The sequence below is a fragment of the Bradyrhizobium sp. WSM4873 genome, assembly GCF_055811355.1.
In genome coordinates this window covers 74,383-94,722 of record NZ_JBVVPS010000001.1, presented here as the reverse complement: position 1 = coordinate 94,722, position 20,340 = coordinate 74,383, and the positions used below count along the sequence as shown (strand labels likewise).

Sequence of the window (20,340 nt, the reverse complement as noted above, 5' to 3'; positions counted from 1 at the left end):
TACCCCTTATGAGCCGTACAATGCGGCCAGTCTGGGGCGCAAGCACCCCGTTTTTCCCGGGTCGGACGGATCGGCCCCGCCAGCGAATAGCAGAAATCGATGCACGATGCGACCTTGAGGAACCCATTGGGAGAGTGGCTCGCGCCCTCCCGCCGCAGCGATGTTCCCCCGTTCATGGTGATGGACGTGATGGCCGCGGCGGCCCGAATCGAGGCGGCCGGGGGCCATGTGATCCATATGGAGGTCGGCCAGCCCGCCGCCGGCGCGCCGAAGACCGCGATTGCGGCCGCCCATGCGGCGATCGAGGCAGGGCGGATCGATTATACCTCAGCACTCGGCATCCCCTCCTTGCGCGCGCGCATCGCGCGGCATTATCGCGATGCCTATGGCTGTGACGTCAGCCCCGAGCGGATTGTGGTGACCACCGGCTCCTCCGGCGGGTTCATTCTGGCCTTCCTCGCGATGTTCGAGCCGGGCGACCGCGTCGCCGTGACGGTGCCGGGTTATCCGCCGTACCGCCATATCCTCACCGCGCTCGGCTGCGAGCCGGTGCTGATCGAGACCACGAACGAGACGCGTCATGCGCTGACCGGCGAGGCGCTGCTGGCCGCCCATCGCAAGGCGCCGCTGAAGGGCGTGCTGGTCGGCAGCCCCGCCAATCCGACCGGGACCATGATGTCCCGCGAGGCGCTCGCGGGCCTGATCGCGGCGGCGGAAGGCGCGGGCATCCGTTTCATCTCGGACGAGATCTATCACGGGCTCGACTACGCGTTTCCCGCCGTGACGGCTGCGGCGTTGTCGGAGCACGCGCTCGTGATCAACTCGTTCTCGAAGTATTTCTGCATGACGGGCTGGCGCGTCGGCTGGATGGTCGTGCCCGAGATTCTGGTACGGCCGATCGAGCGGCTGCAGCAGAACCTGTCGATCTCGGTGCCGTCCCTGTCGCAGATCGCGGCCGAAGCGGCCTTCGACGGCGCGGCCGAGATGGAAGAGATCAAGCACGGCTATCAGGAAAACCGGCGCATCCTGATCGAGGGATTGCCCAGGGCCGGCCTGACCAGGTTTCTGCCGGCCGACGGCGCGTTCTATCTCTATGCGGACGTCTCGGACTTCACCTCCGACAGTTTCGACTTCGCCAAGCAGATGCTCGAACAGGCCCATGTCGCGGTCACGCCGGGGCTCGACTTCGATCCAATCCATGGTCGTTCGTTCATACGGCTCTCTTATGCGCGTTCGGCTGCGGAGATGCGGGAAGCAGTTGACCGGATCGCTCACTGGCTTAAATAGCCGGCAGTTTTCGCCAGCCTTCTGGAGTGCAACTTGTCCGACCGTTCCGTCTCGTCTACCGCCACACATTCTCCTCTCGCCGCATTGATGTGGCCGATCCGGCCGGGTGAAACTGTCGGTGCCTTGCGCGCCGTCGTGCTGATTGTGCTCGGCACCGCCTTGATGGCGCTGTCAGCCAAGGTGAACCTGCCGCTGCCTTACGTGCCCATGACATTGCAGACGCTGGTCGTGTTGATGATCGGCGCCGCCTATGGCTGGCGGCTTGGCAGCGCAACCATGATTGCCTACCTCGCCGAGGGTGCGATGGGCCTGCCAGTGTTCGCCGGTCCCGTTGGTGGGATCGCACCGCTGGTCGGCCAGACCGCGGGCTATCTGTTCGGCTTCATTGGCGCCGCCTTCGTCACCGGCTGGCTCGCCGAGCGCGGCTGGGATCGCGGCGTAATGCTGCTGTTTGCGGCCATGGCCGTTGGCCACATCCTCATTCTGGCCGCGGGCTTTGGCTGGCTCGCCTTCGGCCTCGGCCTTGGCACCGCAAAGGCGTGGCAGGTCGGCCTGCTGCCGTTCATTGCGGCGTCGCTGGTCAAGAACGCGCTGGGCGCGACGTTGATGCCGGCGATACGCCGGGCGGTCGATCGCGGGTAAAGCGCGCAATATCGAGCAGTTCCGATTGACAGGGCCGGCCAAGTTGATCTTGGCTGGCCTAGCGTTTTGAGGGGGAGTGAAACAATGACGACGACAACGATGGTGGGGGCGCCGGTCGCGCCGCCCGCCGCCAAGCCGTGGTACAAGGTCCTTTATATCCAGGTGCTGATTGCGATCGTGCTCGGCGCCATCGTCGGCTGGCTCTGGCCGTCAGTCGCCACCAATGAGTGGATCAAGGCACTCGGCGACGGCTTCATCAAGCTGATCAAGATGGTGATCGCCCCGATCATCTTCTGCACCGTGGTTTCGGGCATCGCCCACATTCAGGACGCCAAGAAGGTCGGCCGCATCGGCGTCAAGGCGCTGGTCTATTTCGAGATCGTCTCGACCTTCGCGCTGGTGATCGGACTTATCATCGGCAATCTGGTGAAGCCGGGTGCGGGCTTCGGCGGCGCCGCCGCCAACGCGCAGGCCGTCGCCAATTACGCCAAGCAGGCCGAAGGCCAGAAGTCGGTCGACTTCGTGCTGCACATCATTCCGGACACCGTCGTCGGCGCCTTCGCGCAAGGCGAGATCCTGCAGGTGCTGCTGTTCTCGGTGCTGTTCGGCTTCGCCATCATGGGGCTCGGCGAACGCGGCCACACCATCCGCTCGTTCATCGACGACGCCGCGCATGCGGTGTTCGGCGTCATCTCCATCGTGATGCGCGCGGCGCCGATCGGTGCCTTCGGCGCGATGGCCTACACGATCGGCAAGTTCGGCACCGGGGCGATCCTCAACCTGATCGGCCTGATCGCGACGTTCTACCTGACCGCGGCGCTGTTCGTGTTCGTCGTGCTCGGAATCATCGCGCGCTTCGCCGGCTTCTCCATCTTCAAGTTCCTCGCCTACATCAAGGACGAGCTGCTGATCGTGCTCGGCACCTCGTCCTCGGAGAGCGCGTTGCCGTCCTTGATGGAAAAGCTCGAGCGCCTCGGCTGCTCGAAGTCGGTGGTCGGCCTCGTGGTGCCCACGGGCTATTCGTTCAATCTCGACGGCACCAACATCTACATGACTCTGGCGACGCTGTTCATCGCGCAGGCGCTGGGCTTCGATCTCACCTTTGGCCAGCAGCTCACCATCCTGGTGGTGGCGATGCTGACCTCGAAGGGCGCCTCCGGCATCACGGGTGCGGGCTTCATCACGCTGGCGGCGACGCTCGCCGTGGTCGATCCGCGCCTCGTGCCGGGCATGGCGATCGTGCTCGGCATCGACAAGTTCATGAGCGAGTGCCGCGCGCTGACCAATCTGTGCGGCAACGGCGTTGCCTGCGTGATCGTCGCCTGGTGGGAGGGCGAACTCGATCGCGACAAGCTCAACGCCAACCTCGCCAGGCAGATCGATCCGACCGACATGGAAACCGCGGTCACGACGGACTGATCTGCAAGCTCTCACCGACGGCGCCAACCGCGCCGTCAGTTCTTGAAATAGCAGGGCTGGTCTAGATCCTCGATCAGCCCTTTTTCTTGCGGCGACCAGCCGAGCAAAGCACGCGTCTTCGCGCTCGAGGTCGGAACGTCGGCGGCCGCGAGTTGTGCGAACCAGCCGAAATGCGCGGCCGCTTCCTCGGGCGATTGGGACACCACGGGCACGCCGAGCCGCCGGCCGATCACTTCCGCAATCGCCTTGAACGGCACGCCTTCCTCGGCGATCGCGTGATAGTGCTTCGCGGGTGCGCCTTGCTCCAGCGCCAGCCGGTAGACGCGCGCGGCGTCGAAGCGGTGCGCGGCGGGCCAGCGGTTGCTGCCATCGCCGACATAGGCCGATACGCCCTTCTGGCGCGCGAGGTTGATCAGGATCGGGACGAAGCCGTGGTCGCCCTCGCCATGCGTGGAGGGCGGAAGACGGACAACGGCGGCGCGGAGGCCGGCCAGCGACAGCGCGGTCGCTTCCGACACGCGCGGAAAGCGCTGCGCCGACACATCATCCTCGGTGGCGAGGCGGCCGGGCGCAAGCAGCGCGACGCCGGAGGTGACGATGAGAGGGCGACCGGAGCCCTTGAGTTCCTCGCCGATCGCCAGGATCGCGCGGTGGTCGAGCTCGCAATTGTCGGCGAATTTCGAGAAATCGTGGTTGAAGCCGAGGTGCAGGACGCCATCCGTTGCAGCGGCGCCGCTGCGCAAGGACGCGTGGTCCTCTAGCGACCCGCGGTGGACATCGGCGCCCATCGCGGCGAGCGCGGCGGCTCCCGCGTCGGAGCGGGCGAGGCCCGTGACCCGGTGGCCGGCGGCGATCAGATCGCGGACGACGGCGGAGCCGACGAAACCGGTGGCGCCAGTGACGAAAACACGCATCAGTATCTCCAGGGTTGGTGGAGACGACCATCCGCGCTAGGATTATCCGGGTAAAGTAGTGACATTATCGGGGTATAATAGCTAACAGGATGAGCGAGACCGCTTCAGCCGAAAACCTGCTCGGGGCCTACCTCAAGGACCGCCGTACCCGGCTCGACGCCGCCGCGTTCGGCTTCGCGGGTAGCCGCAGGCGTACGCCGGGACTCCGCCGCGAGGAGGTGGCGCAGCGCGCCAATATCAGCCCGACCTGGTACACCTGGCTGGAGCAGGGCCGCGGCGGTGCGCCGTCGCCCGACGTGCTCGACCGCATCGCACGAGCGCTGATGCTGACCGATGTCGAGCGCGAGCACCTGTTCCTGATCGGCCTCGGCCGTCCGCCCGAGGTGCGCTACCAGGCCGGCGAGGGCGTCTCGCCGCGGCTGCAGCGCGTGCTCGACGCGTTCGCATTCAGCCCGGCGCTGGTGCGGACCGCGACCTGGGACGTCGTCGCCTGGAATCGTGCCGCAAGCGCCGTGCTGACCGACTACGGCGCGATCCACGCAACATCCTGCGCTTCATCTTCTGCGATCCGCGCGTGCGCGCCGCGCAATACGATTGGGACAGCGTGGCGCGCTTCGTCGTCGCGGCATTCCGGGCGGACGCCGCGCGGGCCGGCGCAGTCTCGCATGTCGCCGATTTTGTCGACGAGCTGTGCCGGACCAGCCCGGAATTCGCCGCGCTCTGGCGCGACAACGACGTGCGTCACCACGGCGACGGCACCAAGCGGCTGCGGCACCCCGTTCACGGCACGATGTCGTTCGAATATTCGAGTTTTATCGTCGAGGGACGCTCCGATCTCAGCATGATCGTCTACAACCCCGCGACTCCCGAAGACGCCGAACGCATCCGGACACTGCTCGCCGAGCGCGTCGATTGACGGAATTTGCAAATTCGCGCGTTCAACCGGCATCTGGCGACGCGCGCGCGGTGCTTGCCGCCAACACTCGGGGTTAGAATCGCTCCGGCCGGTATGGCGTCGGATCGATCGCCGGCGTTTCGCCGCTCATCATCTCCGCGAGCAGGCGCCCGGTCGCGGGTCCCAGCGTAAAGCCCTGGTGGCCGTGGCCAAAGTTCATCCAGAGGCCTGCATGGCGCGGGGCGGGGCCGAGCACCGGCAGCATGTCAGGCGTGCAGGGGCGGGTGCCGAACCAGGGGTCGGGCTCGACCCGCTTGCCAAGGTCGATCAACTCGCGCGCGGACGCTTCCGCGCTGGCGAGCTGCACGGGCGTTGCGAGCGCGTCCAGGCCCGTCAACTCCGCGCCGGTGGTGATGCGGATACCCTTCGCCATCGGACCCATGGCGTAGCCACCGGCTTTGTCGACCAGCGGCAGATCGAGCGAGGCGCCACCGCTGTAATGCATGTGGTAGCCACGCTTGCGCACCAGCGGGATGCGATAGCCGAATTTGAGCAGGAGATCGGGCGACCACGGCCCGAGCGTCACGACCGCGTGGGCGGCGTCGATGTGTCCAACGTCGGTCTTGACCGACCATCCGGTGGCGGTCTGCTGCAGGCTTTGGGCATCACCGAGCACGATGGTGCCGCCGAGGCGCTCGAACAGATCGGCATACGCTGTGACCAGCGCGCCGGGATCGGACACGGTCCAGGTGTCGAGCCAATGGATCGCGCCGGGCAGGTCGTCGCGCAGGACAGGTTCGGCCTTGGCGAGCTCGGCGCCCGAGAGCGCACGAAACCTCACGCCGAATTCGCGCTGGTCTTCTTCCGCCGCCTTGACGGCGAGATCGAACGAAGCTGCGTCGCGATGCAGGTGCCTGTATCCCGCGCGGCGGATCAGATTGTCGGCGTGGGCTTCGCGAATGAGGATGTCGTGCTCCGCCGTCGCGTAGGCGATCAGCCGCGCCCAGGCGTCGATCGCTTCGCGATGCCGCTTCGGCGCCGAATGCCACCAATAGCGGAGCAGGGGCTCGATATGGAGATGAAGCGATGAGAGGCTGTAACGCACGTCGTTGGTGCGGCCAGTCGCGATCTTCAGGAGCGTGGCGAGATCGCGTGGCATCGGATAGGGGCGCACCGCTTCCGCCTGGATCATGCCGGCATTGCCGTAGCTGGTCTCGCGGCCCGGCTCCCTGCGGTCGATCAGCGTGACGGACCAGCCGCGCTGCTGGAGGTGCAGCGCCGCGCTGACGCCGATCATGCCGCCGCCGAGGACGATCGCGCTTTGCATCGGAAGAAATTCTCCTGTCAGGCCGTCTGCGGCGTGAGCTTCGGCTCGGCCGTGTTGATGGTCGCGGCGACCACGACGGATAATGCCGTCATCGCCACGAGGAAGCCGAAGGCGGCATCGAACGATCCGGTTCCGGTCACGATGAAGCCGATCGCCACGGGTGCGACGAAGCCCGCGCTCTGGCCGCCGAGATTGACCATGCCGATGCCGGATCCGATCTGGTCGTCGCGGAGCAGCTTGGTCGGAAGCGCAATCACCGAGGCCAGCACGAAGGATTTGAAGAAATAGACCACCGACTGGTAGGTGATCAACATCGCGATCGTCTCCGCCTTGTACATGGCGTAGAGGAAGATGCCGGTCAATGCGGAGGCGCCGATCAGCAGATATTTTTCGCGCTCGGCGAAGAACGTCGTCATCACCCAGCCGCCGATCGCAGTCGCGATCGTCGCCATCACGAACGGGATCGGGGCCACGATGCCGACGGTCTTGAGGTCGAGCCCGCGCTGCTGGAGCAGATAGAGCGGCATCCAGGAATCCAGGCCCTTGTTGACGCAACTGAGGCCGAACCACACCACCATCAGCTGCCACAGCAGCGGATTCTTCATGAGCTCGCGCATCGGTGCACGGTTCTCGGCCTTCGTCCCCGCCGGGGTCGGATCGTTCGCACCCGGGCGGCCCAGATAGGGGACGAAGACGAAATAGGCCACCGCGAAGACGATGCCCGCAATGCCAATCGCGTTGAAGGCATGGCGCCAGCCGAGCCAGAGGATCAGCGGCGCCATGATCAGCGGCGCGATCATGCTGCCGGCATAGTTGGATGACAGCAGCAGCGCCGACATCTTCGGCCGGCTGTCCTTCTTGAACACCTCCGCGACGGCGCGGATGCTCGCCGGCGGGAAGCCGCCCTCGGCGATGCCGAACAGGAAGCGGATCGCGATCAGCGATGTCAGCGACCAGGCAAGACTCGTGAACGCCGTGAACAGCGACCACATCACGATGGTGATGATCACCACATATTTCGATCCGAAGCGGTCGGAGAGCCATCCGCCCGGCACCTGCATTGCGGCGTAACCGAGGAAGAACGCGCTGATAACGATGCCGAGATCTGCGGCCTGGAGGTTGAAGTCCTTGCCGATCTGGGCCAGCGCCAGCGAGATCGCCGCGCGGTCGACATAGGAGATGCAGTAGGCGACGTAGAGCAGGACGAATGCGATGACGCTGGTCTTCCTCGGCAATTCCGTCATCCTCGTCTCCATTGCGCTGCCAGGGCTGGTTCGGTCGTTGCCGAGTTCAGGTCATTCCCGAGCTCTGATCATTCCCAAGTTCTTCATTCCCAAGTTCTTCATTGCCAAGTTCTGATCATTCCCAAGTCAGGAAGCCGGGTGCAGCCGAGAGCGGCGGCGCCACTGCAAGCCGGGCCAGATCGGGCGCGGGCCGGCACAATTGCGCGTCGCCGGAGAACGCTGCTTCGAGGCTCGCGGCCACCGTGAGCACGGCGGCGTCGCCGCCACGCTGACCAACGATCTGCAGGCCGAAAGGCAGCCCGGCTTCATCAAGGCCGAGAGGGATGCTGATGGCGGGATGGCCGGGAAGCGTGACCGCATAAGCGAGCGCGAGCCAATGGAAGTAGGATTTCGTAGGTACCCCGTCGATCTCCGCGGGATGGGGCTCCGACCACGGCCGCGGACTGAGCGTGATGGTCGGGCTGATCAGCACGTCGCAGCTTTCGAAGAAGCTTTGCCAGGCGCGATAGATCCGCGTCTGCGTCGTTGCGGCGCGCGCGTGATCTTCGAGGGTGTAGCCGAGGCCTTCCTCGACATTGGCGCGGACATTGGGCCCGAGCATCTCGGGCCGCTCCCTGTAGTTCTTGCCGTGTGTCGCCAGGAACATGCCGGCGCGCAGCACGGCGAAGGCGTCGTCGGCGCCGGAGCAATCCGGCGTCGTCTCGCGGCACTCGGCGAAGAGCGGTGCAAGCTTGCTCACGCGATGGCGGAACACGCGCCGGATCGCCTGCTCCGTCGGGGCAAAGCCGAAGTCTTCGGTGAAGGCGAGGCGCAGCCTGCCGAGTTCTGCGGGGCGCGGCGCGGCCCAGCGTTCGGCACGCGCGCGCACGGACTCGCCGGGCAGCGTATAGGCGAGCGGATCGCGGGCATCGTCGCTCGCCATCACCGACAGCATCAGCGCGGTGTCGGCGACATTACGCGCCATCGGCCCGTCGGTCGACAAATTGGACCAGCCGAACACGCGCTTCTCGCTGGCGACGAGGCCGTAGGACGGACGCATGCCGACAATGCCGGCGAAGCCCGCCGGATTGCGCAATGAGCCGCCGGTGTCCGAGCCCGAGGCGAGCGGAGCCATGCCGCAGGCGAGCGCCACCGCCGAGCCGCCGGAGGAGCCAGCCGCCGAGCGCATTGGATCGAACGGATTGCCGGTCGCGCCGAACACGGGGTTGCGGGTGTTGCCGCCGGCCGCCCATTCCGGTGTGTTGGTCTTGCCGAAGATGATGGCGCCAGCCGCGCGCAGCCGAGCGACCGAGCCCTGGTCGGCGAGCGGGACGTTGTCCCTGAACAACGGGCTGCCATAGGTGGTGCGCAGGCGAGCGGTGTCCTGGGTGTCCTTGACGAGAACGGGGAGCCCGTGGAGGGCGCCATGATCCTCGCCGCGCAGGATGGCGGCCTCGGCTTCCCTGGCAGCGGCGCGAGCGCCGGGCTCGTCCAGCGTCACGACGGCGTTGACGGCGGGATTGACGGTGGCGATCCGCGACAGGCAGGAGTCCAGCAGCTCGACGGGCGAGACGTCCCGGGCGGACAGGCGGCGGCGCAGCTCAACGGCGCTGGAATCGCAAAGCTCGGACAACGCCAATCCCTTTCAAAATTTGAAAATGATTTAGCATATCGGAAAGTCAAAGCCGCGCACCAATTTTCGTCAGAATCGGCCGTTTCATGCACAAATGCTGGTTTACCTGCCCACACGCCGACCAGACGCGGAACCCAGGGCCGGCTTCAGCCGAAAAGATTAGGTGGATCGGTCAAACAATTTTTCGGCGGCCGTGATACCCTCGCTCGATGAGCGAGATCATGACGACGCCGGAGGGCGCCAACTCCCAGCTCGGCCAATGCCTCAAGGCTGCTCGCCAGGCGCGAGGGCTGACGCTCAAGCAGGTGGCGGAGCGGACCGGCATGGCACTGTCGACCCTGTCCAAGGTCGAGAACGGCCTGATGTCGCTGACCTACGACAAGCTGCTCCAGCTCACCTCGGGCTTGAAGATGGAGATCGCCGAGCTGTTCAATCCGGCACCCCCGCGCCCCGAGCAGAGCCGGCCGGTCACGGCACGACGGAGCATCAGCCGCGCCGGGCAGGGGCAGGTGATCACGACCGGATTCTACACCTACACCTATCAATGCACCGATCTGATCGGCAAACGCATGGTGCCGATCCTGGCAGAAGTCCGGGCACGCTCCCTGGAGGAGTTCGGCCCTCTGCTGCGCCACGCCGGCGAGGAATATTTCGTGGTGACGAGCGGACGCGTTGCCGTCCACACCGAGTTCTACGCGCCGGAGATCCTGGGCGAGGGCGACGGCATCTATCTCGATAGCACCATGGGCCACGCCTACCTCAACGCGGGCGAAGCGCCTGCTGCAAAGGGCGTCTGCCTTTGCACCAGCGAGGCGCCTGACCTTTACGATCAGCTTCGCCGGATTGTATCGCGCGACGTGGCGCCGATCGAGGATGATCCGCCGTCGCTCTGACGTCTGCAAAGAGAGCGTGGAACGAAAAACGCCCGGCCGAAGCCGGGCGTTTTTGATTGGGGCTCGTCTATTAGCCGCCGCCGAAGCGGCGCGACCACCAGCCGGCGCGACGCGGTGCGGCCGACGTTTCGCTTGCCGCTGCGGGCGCGGGCTCCGGAGCGGGCGGGGCAACCGGCTCGGCCGCCTGCGCGACTGGTACCGGTTCACTCTGGCTGCTCGACAGGAAGCTCACCTTTTCCCGAACCGTCGAACGGCGTCGTGCGGCCTTGTCGTCGGCGTGCTCTTCGTCCGCGGCAGCAGGAGCCGGCTCAGGCCTGGCCGCTGCCTCAATCCGTGCTTCGGCCCGCGGCTCAGGCTGGGTGACCTGAGGTTCTGACGTGTGCTCGGCCTGCGCGATCGAGGGCGCTGCCTCGCCGCCAAAACTGTCGAAATCGGCGACAGCGTTGGTCGCTTCCGACGGCGCATTGGCAGTGAGCTCGTCGCTGATGGAGCCGGCCAGACCTTCCTCGCCGGGACCACGACGGCGGCGACCGCCACGGCGACCACGCCGGCGACGGCGATCGGCGCTGCCCTGCTGTTCGCCACGGCCTGCCTGTTCCTCGCCTTCCTCGCCTTCCGGCTCGGCCTCGGCATCCTCTTCGCCTTCTACGGCCGCCATGGCCGTCTCGGCAATAGCGGGAGCGCCATCCTCGCGCGTCTCCTCGTCGCGCGGGCCACCGCGACCGCGGCGGCGACGGCGACGCTTGCGGCGCTGGCCGTCCTGCTCGGTAGCGGCATCGCCTGCGGTCTGCTCCTCGGCGAGACCTTCGGTTTCCTCGGTCTCGACCTCGGATTCGGTCTCCGGATCGAACTCCTCGTCGTCATAGGCCTCTTCGACCAGGGGCGGCGGGCTTGCGGCCGCCTGCGCCGCCAGCAGAGCCTTGGCGGCTTCCAGCGTATGCACCTGCTCGCCGCGGTCGATGACATAGGCCTGAGGCCCGTTGACGCTCGGATCGGCGATGACCGACAACGTGACCTTGAAGCCGTTCTCCAGATCGCGCAGATGGCCGCGCTTGTGGTTCAGCACATAGAGCGCGACGTCGGTGCGGGTGCGGACCACGAGGTTGTGGGTCGCGCCCTTCATCAGTATCTCTTCGAGACCGCGCAGCAACTGAAGCGCAACCGAGGACACCGAGCGTACATGGCCGGTGCCGCCGCAATGCGTGCACGGATCGGTCGAGGACTCCAGCACGCTGGCGCGGATGCGCTGGCGTGACATCTCGAGCAGGCCGAAATGCGAGATGCGTCCGACCTGGATCCGCGCGCGGTCCTGCCGGAGGCAATCGGACAGCTTGCGTTCCACCGCGCGGTTGTTGCGCTTCTCGTCCATGTCGATGAAGTCGATGACGATCAGGCCGGCGAGGTCGCGCAACCGAAGCTGACGCGCAACCTCCTCGGAGGCCTCGAGATTGGTCTTGAGCGCAGTGTCCTCGATATGATGCTCGCGCGTCGAACGACCGGAGTTGACGTCGATCGAGACCAGCGCTTCGGTCTGGTTGATCACGATGTAGCCGCCGGAGCGCAACTGCACGGTCGGCGAGAACATCGCATCCAGCTGGCTTTCGACGCCCATGCGCGAGAACAGCGGCTGGCCGTCACGATACTGCCTCACCGCGCTCACATTGGCGGGCATCAGCATTTTCATGAAGTCGCGCGCTTCGCGGTAGCCGGCATCACCCGCCACCTGGATCTCGTCGATCTCCTTGTTGTAGAGGTCGCGCAGCGAGCGCTTGATCAGGGAGCCTTCCTCGTAGACGAGGGTCGGGGCCTGCGACTTCAGCGTCATGTCGCGCACCGTCTCCCACATCCGGATCAGGTACTCGAAATCGCGCTTGATCTCGGGCTTGGTACGGGCGGCGCCCGCGGTGCGCAGAATGATCCCCATGCCCTCGGGCACGTCGAGATCCTGCACCACTTCCTTCAGGCGCGAACGGTCCTGCGCGCTCGTGATCTTGCGGCTGATGCCGCCGCCGCGCGCGGTGTTCGGCATCAAGACGGCATAGCGGCCGGCGAGCGAGAGGTAGGTCGTCAGCGCCGCGCCCTTGTTGCCGCGCTCTTCCTTGACGACCTGCACCAGCATCACCTGGCGACGCTTGATGACTTCCTGGATCTTGTACTGGCGGCGGGGGCGGAAGGTGCGCTCCGGCACTTCCTCCAGCACATCGTCGCCGCCGACGGATTCGACGACGTCCTCTTCGGCTTCCTCGTCGTCCTCGTCTTCGTCGTCGTCCTCGGCGGTCGCTTCGGATTCGTGATGCGGAGCCTGCGCATTCTCGCCTGCGGCGTACACGGCGTCGGCAGGCTCAGCAGCCGATGTCACGGCCTCGGCAAGATCGTCGGCGTGTGCGTCGGAGGTAACGTCCTGCGGCTCGGCAACGGCTTCTGCGGCAACCACGGGCTCGGCGCCGATCGCTGCGACAGGCGCCGGTGCCTCGTCGGCATGATCATGGTCGTGATGGTCGTGCTCGCCATGATGATCGTGGTCGTGATGATCATGGGCGTGAGGATCGTCACCATGGGCATGATCATGGTCGTGGTGATCATGTCCTTCGTGGTCATGTGTTTCGTGGCCGTGATGATCGTGGCCTTCGTGCTCGCCGTAATGCTCTACGCCGGCGTGCAGGTGCTCGCCCTCGTGCGAAGCGCCCTCGGGCAGCGCCTCGCCCTGGACCTGCCGGGCCGCGGGATCGCCTTCGACGACCTCGCTGCGGACGCGCTCGCCATGACTACGGCGGCGGGAATTGCGATGGCGGGAGCGGCGGCGGCCTTGGGAGCGGTTCTCGCTCTCTTCCTCGGCCTCGCGATGGGCCTGCTCCTCGGCTTCGATCAGCGCCTGCCGGTCGGCAACCGGGATCTGGTAGTAGTCGGGATGGATTTCGCTGAAGGCGAGGAAGCCATGGCGGTTGCCGCCATATTCGACGAAAGCGGCCTGGAGCGAGGGTTCGACCCTTGTGACCTTGGCGAGGTAGATATTCCCGCGCAGTTGCTTGCGTTGCGCGGTCTCGAAATCAAACTCTTCGACGCGATTGCCGCGGACCACGACGACCCGGGTCTCTTCCGGGTGGGTGGCATCGATCAACATCTTGTTGGGCATGTCTTAACTCTTGGCGGCGGCGGGCGCGATTCACCGTGGGCGCCATCAGCGCTGCCGGGTGACGCGACGGTCCACCTGATTCGGGGGTGAGGGGAAGGCCGAAACGCCGTCTCTCGCGCCTTGCCGAACCGGAAGCCGGAGGACCAAAGTGGCGCGCGGAATTTTCACTCCGCAGCGTCGCGAATGGTCCTTCAGAATTGGTCGGCACAGTCTGGCGCATCAAGCGTCGGCCCGTATGAAACATTGGGCGGCGGGGCCGCCCCTCAATCAGTTGCTGTTGGCCAGGCATGGCGCGAGCGCGCTCGCCTTGGGTATTACGAACCGCTCCCTTGGGATTAAGGGACCGGGTAACGGGTTGCGCCGCTGTCAGAACCGTCCCGGAAACGTGGTGGTAACCGGGGACCGTCCGCCGCCGGGGCTTGTCCCGCTCCACCTTGCTGCCGCGCACCGCGCTGGACTTAGAGGGGAACGGAAAAACGCTGGAATTCCCAAACCTTGAGAGTTCCGGCGCTGCACCGGGAGGCTGAATGCGACACAACCGGAAATATCGGCCGTCAGCATTCCGTACATACGTGGATTGGGCCATCCGTGCAAGGAGCGTCGCACGGCGGTCACAGTCAGCGAGTTTCGCGTGTCTGTCATTAAGGATCGTTTAACCCTGTGGTTCTATTGCGTTAAAGAGGCTGCTCGGAGGCACGGAATCGGTGGCGAGCCGCGCAAATCAAAGGATCTTGCTGGGATGCGTGCTGCTCTGTGCGGCGGCATTGCCGTGTGCTGATTCCTCGCGCCTGAAGGCCGCGGAAAGCCAAACCCCTGTTGCATCAGCGAATTTCCCGACGGCCTCGGCCGCCCGGCTGGCCGGTGACGGCAAGCAAACGCGCTTTGTCCTCGACATCGACCAGACCGTTAGCTTCCGCGCCGTCACGCTGGCCGACCCATACCGGGTGGTGGTCGACGTTCCCCAGGTCAACTTTCAACTTCCCGCCGGCACCGGGTCCGGCGGACGCGGACTGGTCAAGGCCTTCCGCTATGGGCTGGTGATGCCCGGCGGCTCCCGAATCGTGTTCGACCTGACCGGCCCGGCCAAGATCGCCAATTCCTACGTGGTGGAGGCTGCCAACGGTCAGCCGGCGCGGCTGGTGCTCGAAATGGAGGAGGTCGAGCGCACCGCCTTCGTGCCGTCGCTGGCTCCGGAAAACCGTCCTGAGCTGCGGCCGGCAATTGCCGATCCGCTGCCCGCGACGGTTCCCGCATCTGCACACCCTGAAGCCGGGCAGAAGGCCGATGGCCGCGCGGTGGTCGTCATCGATCCCGGCCATGGCGGCATCGACAACGGCACGCAGTCGAGCGGTGAGAGCGAGAAGAATCTGGTGCTGGCGTTCGGCCTGGCGCTGCGCGAACGGCTGGAAAAGACCGGCAAATATCGCGTGGTGATGACACGGGACGACGACACCTTCATCCCGCTCAACGACCGGGTCAAAGTCGCCCGCAGCCTCAAGGCGGCGCTGTTCGTCTCGATCCATGCCGACGCGCTGCCGCGCGCCGAGGGCGATGCGCAGGGCGCGACCATCTACACGTTGTCCGACAAGGCTTCCGACGCCGAGGCGCAGCGGCTCGCGGATGCTGAAAACCGGGCGGACGCCATCGCCGGCTTCAACCTCGCGGAGGAGCCGACCGATGTCGCCGACATCCTGATCGATCTCACCCAGCGGGAAACCCGCACCTTTTCAAGTCGTTTTGCCCGCCTGTTGATGGGCGAAATGAAGTCGACGGTGCGCATGCACAAGCATCCCCTGAAGTCGGCCGGCTTCCGGGTGCTGAAGGCGCCCGACGTGCCGTCGGTCCTGGTCGAGATCGGTTATGTCTCCAACAAGGGCGACCTCGAGCATCTGGTCTCCGAGGGATGGCGGTCACGTGCCGTGGGCTCGATGGCGCAGGCGATCGACGGGTTTTTGGCGAAACGGATGGCTACGGCCGGGTCCTCGAATTGAGAGTGATTTTCCGTCCCGCCGCAAAAGCCCTAGTTTGGCCACAGCGGGCGCTTTATAAAAACGCCGCAGGGGGTTCCGGAATCGGCGAGAATCCCGCTCGGCAAGCGTCTTGAGTCCGGTGCTGATAGTATTGAGTAAGGCCGGTGAATTCACGATGGTTTGGCGCCTGTTTCGGTGCCAGAGGCTGATCTTTGGGCTGATCCAGAGTTTGAACGGATAAACAGATAATGCGCTTGCTGGTGCGGTTCATGGGCTTCCTGTTCGCCGCGGGAACGGTGTTGTTCCTTGTGGGGGTCGGTGCCGTCGCAGGCCTGATCTGGCATTTCTCCAAGGACTTGCCGGACTACTCTCAGCTTCAGGATTACGAGCCGCCGGTGATGACCCGCGTGCACGCGACCGACGGCTCGCTGCTCGGCGAGTACGCCAAGGAGCGGCGGCTGTACCTGCCGATCCAGGCGGTGCCGAAACTTGTGATCAACGCCTTCCTCGCGGCCGAGGACAAGAATTTCTACGAGCATGGCGGCATCGACTATACCGGCATGGCGCGCGCCGGCGTGGTCTACATCCAGAATTACGGCTCCAATCGCCGTCCGCAGGGCGCTTCCACGATCACCCAGCAGGTCGCCAAGAACTTCCTTCTGACCAACGAGGTCTCCTTCGCGCGCAAGATCAAGGAAGCCTTGCTGGCGATGCGGATCGAGAAGACCTACTCGAAGGACAAGATCCTCGAGCTGTATCTGAATGAAATCTATCTGGGCCTCGGCGCCTACGGCATCGCGGCTGCGTCGCTGGTTTATTTCGACAAGTCGGTGAACGAGCTGACGGTGGCGGAAGCGTCCTATCTCGCGGCGCTGCCGAAGATGCCCGCGACGCTGCATCCCGTTCGCAACCGCGACCGCGCCATCGAGCGCCGCAATTACGTGATCGATCGTCTGGTTGAGAACGGCTGGGTCAAGCAGGCCGACGCCGACAAGGCGCGCAAGGAGCCGCTGGTCGTTACCAGCCGTTCCAACGGCGCCCACACATTCGCCGGCGAATATTTCGCCGAGGAAGTGCGCCGCGACATCTTCGAGCGCTATGGCGAGAAGAAGCTGTACGAGGGCGGCCTCTCGGTCCGCACCACGCTCGATCCGAAGATCCAGGTCATGGCGCGCAAGACCATGGTCGCCGGTCTGGTGAACTATGACGAGCAGCAGGGTTATCGAGGCGCCATCAGCAAGCTCGACATTTCGGGCGACTGGGGCGTGAAGCTCGCCGAGATCAAGTCTCTGTCCGATATCTCGCCGTGGCGCATGGCCGTGGTGCTGGAGACCAGCGACCAGTCGGCGCGCATCGGCTTCCAGCCGAGCCGCGAGCTCGGCGGCGCGGTGAGCAAGCAGCGCGAGACCGGCCTTATCACGCTCGACGGCATCAAATGGGCAAAGTCGGCGTCCGGCGCCACGAAGGGCAGGGCGGCAAGCGCAGTGTCGCAGGTGCTCCAGCCCGGCGACGTGATCTACGCCGATCCGCTGTACAAGGACGCCCAGCCTGTCGAAGGTCAGTACCGGCTGCGCCAGATCCCCGAAGTGTCCGGCGCGATGGTGGTCATGGACCCCTGGACCGGTCGCGTGCTGGCAATGGTCGGCGGCTTCTCGTTCGACCAGAGCCAGTTCAACCGCGCCACTCAGGCGTATCGGCAGCCCGGTTCGTCGTTCAAGCCGATCGTCTATTCGGCCGCGCTCGACAACGGCTATACGCCCTCGACTGTCGTGCTCGACGCGCCGATCGAAATCGACCAGGGCCAGGGCGCGGGCGTGTGGCGGCCTGAAAACTTCTCCTCGGGCAAGTTCCAGGGGCCGGTGACGCTGCGCAATGCGCTGCGGCAGTCGCTCAACACGGTGACGGTGCGCCTCGCCCAGGACATCGGCATGCCCCTGATCGGCGAGTATGCCCGCCGCTTCGGCGTCTATGACGAACTGCCGAACTATCTCTCCTACGCGCTCGGCGCTGGCGAGACCACGGCGATGCGCATGGTCACGGCCTATTCGATGCTCGCCAATGGCGGCCGCCGGGTGAAGCCGACTCTGATCGACCGGATCCAGGATCGCTACGGCCACACCATCTTCAAGCACGACCAGCGCGAATGCCGCGGCTGCGACGCACCGGGTGGCTGGAAGAACCAGAACGAGCCGCAGCTGATCGACCGCCGCGAGCAGGTGCTGGATTCCATGACCGCCTATCAGATCACCGAGCTGATGGAAGGCGTGGTCCAGGCCGGTACCGCGACCGTGGTCAAGCAGGTCGGCAAGCCGATCGCCGGCAAGACCGGCACCACCAACGAGGCCAAGGACGCCTGGTTCGTCGGCTTCTCGCCCGACGTCGCCGTCGCCATCTACATGGGCTACGACAAGCCGCGTCCGCTCGGCAAGGGTAACGCCGCGACCGGCGGCCATCTCGCAGCCCCCATCGCACGCGACTTCCTCCAGCTCGCGCTCGCCGACAAGCCCGCGGTCCCGTTCAAGGTGCCGGCAGGCATCAAGCTGGTGCGGGTCGTCGCCAAGACCGGCATGCGCGCCGGTCCGGGCGAGACCGGCGGAACCATCCTCGAAGCCTTCAAGCCGGGCACGGCGCCGCCGGATAATTATTCGGTCATCGGCGTTGCCGATGCCGACGGCCGGATGCCGGCGTCGCAGCAGCAGCAGCCGGATTCCGGTTTCTTCATGCGGCCGGGCACCGGCGGGCTGTACTAAGGCATAGGACAAGACAGACGTTCGTCGCCGCGGCGGTTGCGCTTTGCAGCCGCCGCCGCTACATCCCGTTGCAATTCAACGCGGAACAATTCCGCGAGACCAGAGAATCCCATGCGCGCCGAAATCGAACGGTTGGTAGAAGAGATCAAGCAGTCTGTCGGGCTGCTGAGGAGGCATCTTTGACGTCGAGAAATCGACGGCGCGCCTCGCTGAGCTGAACAAGCTCGCAGAAGATCCCAACCTCTGGAACGATCCCCAGAAAGCCCAGAAATTGATGCAGGAGCGCACCTCGCTCGAGGATGCGCTCTCCGGCATCGGCAAGGTCGAGCAGGAGCTCGAAGACGACATCGGCATGATCGAGCTCGGCGAAGCCGAGGGCGATGAGGGCGTCGTCAAGGAAGCCGAAGCCGCGCTGAAGACCCTCAAGAAGGAAGTCGCCCGGCGCGAGCTCGAGGCGCTGCTCTCGGGCGAGGCCGACGGTTTCGATTCCTATCTCGAAGTCCATGCCGGCGCCGGTGGCACCGAGAGCCAGGACTGGGCGCAGATGCTGCTCCGCATGTACTCGCGCTGGGCCGAAACCCACGGCTTCAAGGTCGAGGTGCTGGAAGAGTCCGAGGGCGAAGAGGCCGGCATCAAGTCCGCGACCATCCAGGTCTCCGGTCACAATGCCTATGGTTGGCTCAAGACCGAGGCGGGCGTGCACCGCCTGGTGCGGATCTCGCCATTCGATTCCAACGCGCGGCGGCACACCTCGTTCTCGTCGGTTGCCGTGTTTCCGGTGATCGACGATACCATCAAGATCGACATCAAGGAATCCGACGTCCGCGTCGACACCATGCGCTCCGGTGGTGCCGGCGGCCAGCACGTCAACAAGACCGAGTCCGCGGTGCGCCTGACGCACATTCCGACCGGCGTCGCCGTGGTTTGCCAGGCCGGCCGCTCGCAGCACAAGAACAAGGCGCAGGCCTGGGACATGTTGCGCGCACGGCTTTACCAGATCGAGCTGAAGCGGCGTGAAGAGAAAGCCGCCGCCGACCAAGCCGCCAAGACCGACATCGGCTGGGGCCACCAGATCCGCTCCTACGTGCTCCAGCCCTACCAGATGGTGAAGGACCTGCGCACGGGTGTGCAGACCTCCGACACATCAGGCGTGCTCGGCGGCGATCTCGACGACTTCATGGCCGCGACCCTGGCGCAGCGCGCCTTCGGCACCCCCGGCGCCGACATCGAGGACGTCGACTGATGCCCCGCATCGCCTTCATCGGGCTTGGACGGATGGGCCATGGCATGGCCGGTCGCTATCTCGATGCAGGCTTCACGGTGACGCTGTGGAATCGCAGCAAAACAAAAGCTGAAGACCTGATCGCGCGCGGCGCGCAGTGGGCGACCTCGCCTGAAGACGCGGCGATCGACGCCGACGCCGTCGTGACCATGGTCGCCGATGACGAGGCCTCGCGCGCGGTCTGGCTCGGGCCCAAGGGCGCGGCCAAGACCGCGAAGGCCGGCACCATCGCGATCGAATGCTCCACCGTCTCCTATGACCATGCGCGCGAGATGGGCCGCGAAATGAACGGGCGCGGCCTGATCTATATCGATTGCCCGGTGACGGGATTGCCGGACGCTGCAGCAAGCGGAAAGCTGACGCTGCTCGTTGGTGCCGATGCCGCCGATCTCGAACGCGCGCGGCCCTATCTGACACCGATCGGCTCGACCATCCGCCATTTCGGCGCGGTCGGCGCCGGCACCGTCTACAAGCTGATCAATAATCTGATGGGCGCGATTCAGATCGCCGGCCTCGCCGAGGGACTTGCCATCGCCGAGCAGGCCGGCCTGGACATGAATCTGGTGCTGGACTCGATTCAGGCGGGCGTCGCCGCAAGTCCGCAGGTGCAACGACACTCCAAGCGCATGGTCGCCCGCGATTTTTCCGGCGCGACATTCACGGCGGCGCTGCGGCACAAGGATGCCGCTTACGCCGTGAAACTCGCCGAGAGCCTGCTGGCCGACAAGCCGCTGGTCGCGCGGGCCGCGGTCGAGGCCTACGCGCAGGCCAAGGCCGTGATGCCTGACGACGACGAAGGCAAGATGATCGAGCTGGTGTCGCGGCCGAAGAGGCTGTCCTAGCGGATCACATCGACATGGGGCAGCCTCGTTCGCCTCTTTCGAGCATCGGTCTTGTAAACGGGTGCGTCGTCGGAAATCGGGTGGCGCTGTTCGCCGTGTTGTCTTAGGCGGCTGTCTCAGCCACCGTCAT

The 20,340-nt window shown here is 65.5% G+C and carries 13 protein-coding genes and 1 pseudogene; 9 read left to right on the top strand and 5 right to left on the bottom strand.

All coding sequences use genetic code 11. The features are described from left to right. The first annotated feature begins 99 nt into the window (after positions 1-99). The 3 genes from AC0L21_RS00385 to AC0L21_RS00375 all read left to right on the top strand — a co-directional run bounded on the left by AC0L21_RS00385 (position 100) and on the right by AC0L21_RS00375 (position 3,348). Positions 100-1,287, top strand: a complete 1,188-nt coding sequence (locus tag AC0L21_RS00385) for a pyridoxal phosphate-dependent aminotransferase (protein ID WP_473256979.1) — start codon at positions 100-102, stop codon at positions 1,285-1,287. An 87-nt stretch (positions 1,288-1,374) separates the two neighbouring features. Next, positions 1,375-1,929 (top strand): biotin transporter BioY, encoded by a 555-nt coding sequence (locus tag AC0L21_RS00380; RefSeq protein WP_473258345.1) that lies wholly within the window; start codon positions 1,375-1,377, stop codon positions 1,927-1,929. Between the two features lie 84 nt (positions 1,930-2,013). Beyond that, a complete protein-coding gene (locus AC0L21_RS00375; RefSeq protein ID WP_473256978.1) occupies positions 2,014-3,348 on the top strand; it encodes a dicarboxylate/amino acid:cation symporter in 1,335 nt (444 codons plus the stop codon). 35 nt (positions 3,349-3,383) lie between these two features. Here AC0L21_RS00375 and AC0L21_RS00370 read toward each other — a convergent pair whose 3' ends face one another. Next, positions 3,384-4,262, bottom strand: a complete 879-nt coding sequence (locus AC0L21_RS00370; RefSeq protein ID WP_473256977.1) for an SDR family oxidoreductase — start codon at positions 4,260-4,262, stop codon at positions 3,384-3,386. An 89-nt stretch (positions 4,263-4,351) separates the two neighbouring features. On the opposite strand from AC0L21_RS00370, the pseudogene AC0L21_RS00365 reads away from it, so the two are divergent. Next, positions 4,352-5,178 (top strand): annotated as a pseudogene (locus AC0L21_RS00365) (helix-turn-helix transcriptional regulator). Positions 5,179-5,251: 73 nt separating this feature from the next. On the opposite strand, the gene AC0L21_RS00360 reads toward AC0L21_RS00365, so the two are convergent. The 3 genes from AC0L21_RS00360 to AC0L21_RS00350 all read right to left on the bottom strand — a co-directional run bounded on the left by AC0L21_RS00360 (position 5,252) and on the right by AC0L21_RS00350 (position 9,340). Further along, a complete protein-coding gene (locus tag AC0L21_RS00360; RefSeq protein WP_473256976.1) occupies positions 5,252-6,484 on the bottom strand; it encodes an NAD(P)/FAD-dependent oxidoreductase in 1,233 nt (410 codons plus the stop codon). Between the two features lie 17 nt (positions 6,485-6,501). Then, positions 6,502-7,728: an MFS transporter gene (locus AC0L21_RS00355; protein WP_473256975.1), complete on the bottom strand. Its 1,227-nt coding sequence runs from the start codon at positions 7,726-7,728 to the stop codon at positions 6,502-6,504. A 115-nt stretch (positions 7,729-7,843) separates the two neighbouring features. Continuing rightward, the gene (locus tag AC0L21_RS00350) at positions 7,844-9,340 is read right to left on the bottom strand and encodes an amidase (protein ID WP_473256974.1); all 1,497 of its coding nucleotides are present in this window, start codon (positions 9,338-9,340) and stop codon (positions 7,844-7,846) included. 209 nt (positions 9,341-9,549) lie between these two features. On the opposite strand from AC0L21_RS00350, the gene AC0L21_RS00345 reads away from it, so the two are divergent. Continuing rightward, a complete protein-coding gene (locus tag AC0L21_RS00345; RefSeq protein ID WP_473256973.1) occupies positions 9,550-10,233 on the top strand; it encodes a helix-turn-helix domain-containing protein in 684 nt (227 codons plus the stop codon). A gap of 70 nt (positions 10,234-10,303) precedes the next feature. Here AC0L21_RS00345 and AC0L21_RS00340 read toward each other — a convergent pair whose 3' ends face one another. Beyond that, positions 10,304-13,366, bottom strand: coding sequence for an Rne/Rng family ribonuclease (locus AC0L21_RS00340; RefSeq protein WP_473256972.1), 3,063 nt, complete (start codon positions 13,364-13,366; stop codon positions 10,304-10,306). Positions 13,367-14,070: 704 nt separating this feature from the next. Between AC0L21_RS00340 and AC0L21_RS00335 the strand changes: the two genes are divergently transcribed. The 4 genes from AC0L21_RS00335 (at position 14,071) to AC0L21_RS00320 (ending at position 20,210) form a co-directional block, all read left to right on the top strand. After that, positions 14,071-15,357, top strand: a complete 1,287-nt coding sequence (locus AC0L21_RS00335; protein WP_473256971.1) for an N-acetylmuramoyl-L-alanine amidase — start codon at positions 14,071-14,073, stop codon at positions 15,355-15,357. A gap of 227 nt (positions 15,358-15,584) precedes the next feature. Next, a complete protein-coding gene (locus AC0L21_RS00330) occupies positions 15,585-18,086 on the top strand; it encodes a penicillin-binding protein 1A (protein ID WP_473256970.1) in 2,502 nt (833 codons plus the stop codon). A gap of 111 nt (positions 18,087-18,197) precedes the next feature. Beyond that, a protein-coding gene (gene prfB / locus AC0L21_RS00325) for a peptide chain release factor 2 (protein ID WP_473256969.1) occupies positions 18,198-19,329 on the top strand; the annotation gives its coding sequence in 2 pieces (ribosomal slippage) (positions 18,198-18,266 and positions 18,268-19,329; 1,131 coding nt in all). Then, positions 19,329-20,210 carry an NAD(P)-dependent oxidoreductase gene (locus tag AC0L21_RS00320; RefSeq protein ID WP_473256968.1) on the top strand — a complete coding sequence of 294 codons (882 nt, stop codon included), beginning with the start codon at positions 19,329-19,331 and terminating at the stop codon, positions 20,208-20,210. Before prfB ends, AC0L21_RS00320 begins: the two co-directional genes overlap by 1 nt. Positions 20,211-20,340: the final 130 nt, after the last annotated feature.

Coding starts and splice junctions, on each gene's coding strand:
- AC0L21_RS00330 (WP_473256970.1), top strand. CDS start 15,585: ATGCGCTTGCTGGTGCGGTTCATGGGCTTCCTGTTCGCCGCGGGAACG.
- AC0L21_RS00370 (WP_473256977.1), bottom strand. CDS start 4,262: ATGCGTGTTTTCGTCACTGGCGCCACCGGTTTCGTCGGCTCCGCCGTC.
- AC0L21_RS00345 (WP_473256973.1), top strand. CDS start 9,550: ATGAGCGAGATCATGACGACGCCGGAGGGCGCCAACTCCCAGCTCGGC.
- AC0L21_RS00320 (WP_473256968.1), top strand. CDS start 19,329: ATGCCCCGCATCGCCTTCATCGGGCTTGGACGGATGGGCCATGGCATG.
- AC0L21_RS00355 (WP_473256975.1), bottom strand. CDS start 7,728: ATGACGGAATTGCCGAGGAAGACCAGCGTCATCGCATTCGTCCTGCTC.
- AC0L21_RS00360 (WP_473256976.1), bottom strand. CDS start 6,484: ATGCAAAGCGCGATCGTCCTCGGCGGCGGCATGATCGGCGTCAGCGCG.
- AC0L21_RS00375 (WP_473256978.1), top strand. CDS start 2,014: ATGACGACGACAACGATGGTGGGGGCGCCGGTCGCGCCGCCCGCCGCC.
- AC0L21_RS00385 (WP_473256979.1), top strand. CDS start 100: ATGCACGATGCGACCTTGAGGAACCCATTGGGAGAGTGGCTCGCGCCC.
- AC0L21_RS00340 (WP_473256972.1), bottom strand. CDS start 13,366: ATGCCCAACAAGATGTTGATCGATGCCACCCACCCGGAAGAGACCCGG.
- AC0L21_RS00380 (WP_473258345.1), top strand. CDS start 1,375: ATGTGGCCGATCCGGCCGGGTGAAACTGTCGGTGCCTTGCGCGCCGTC.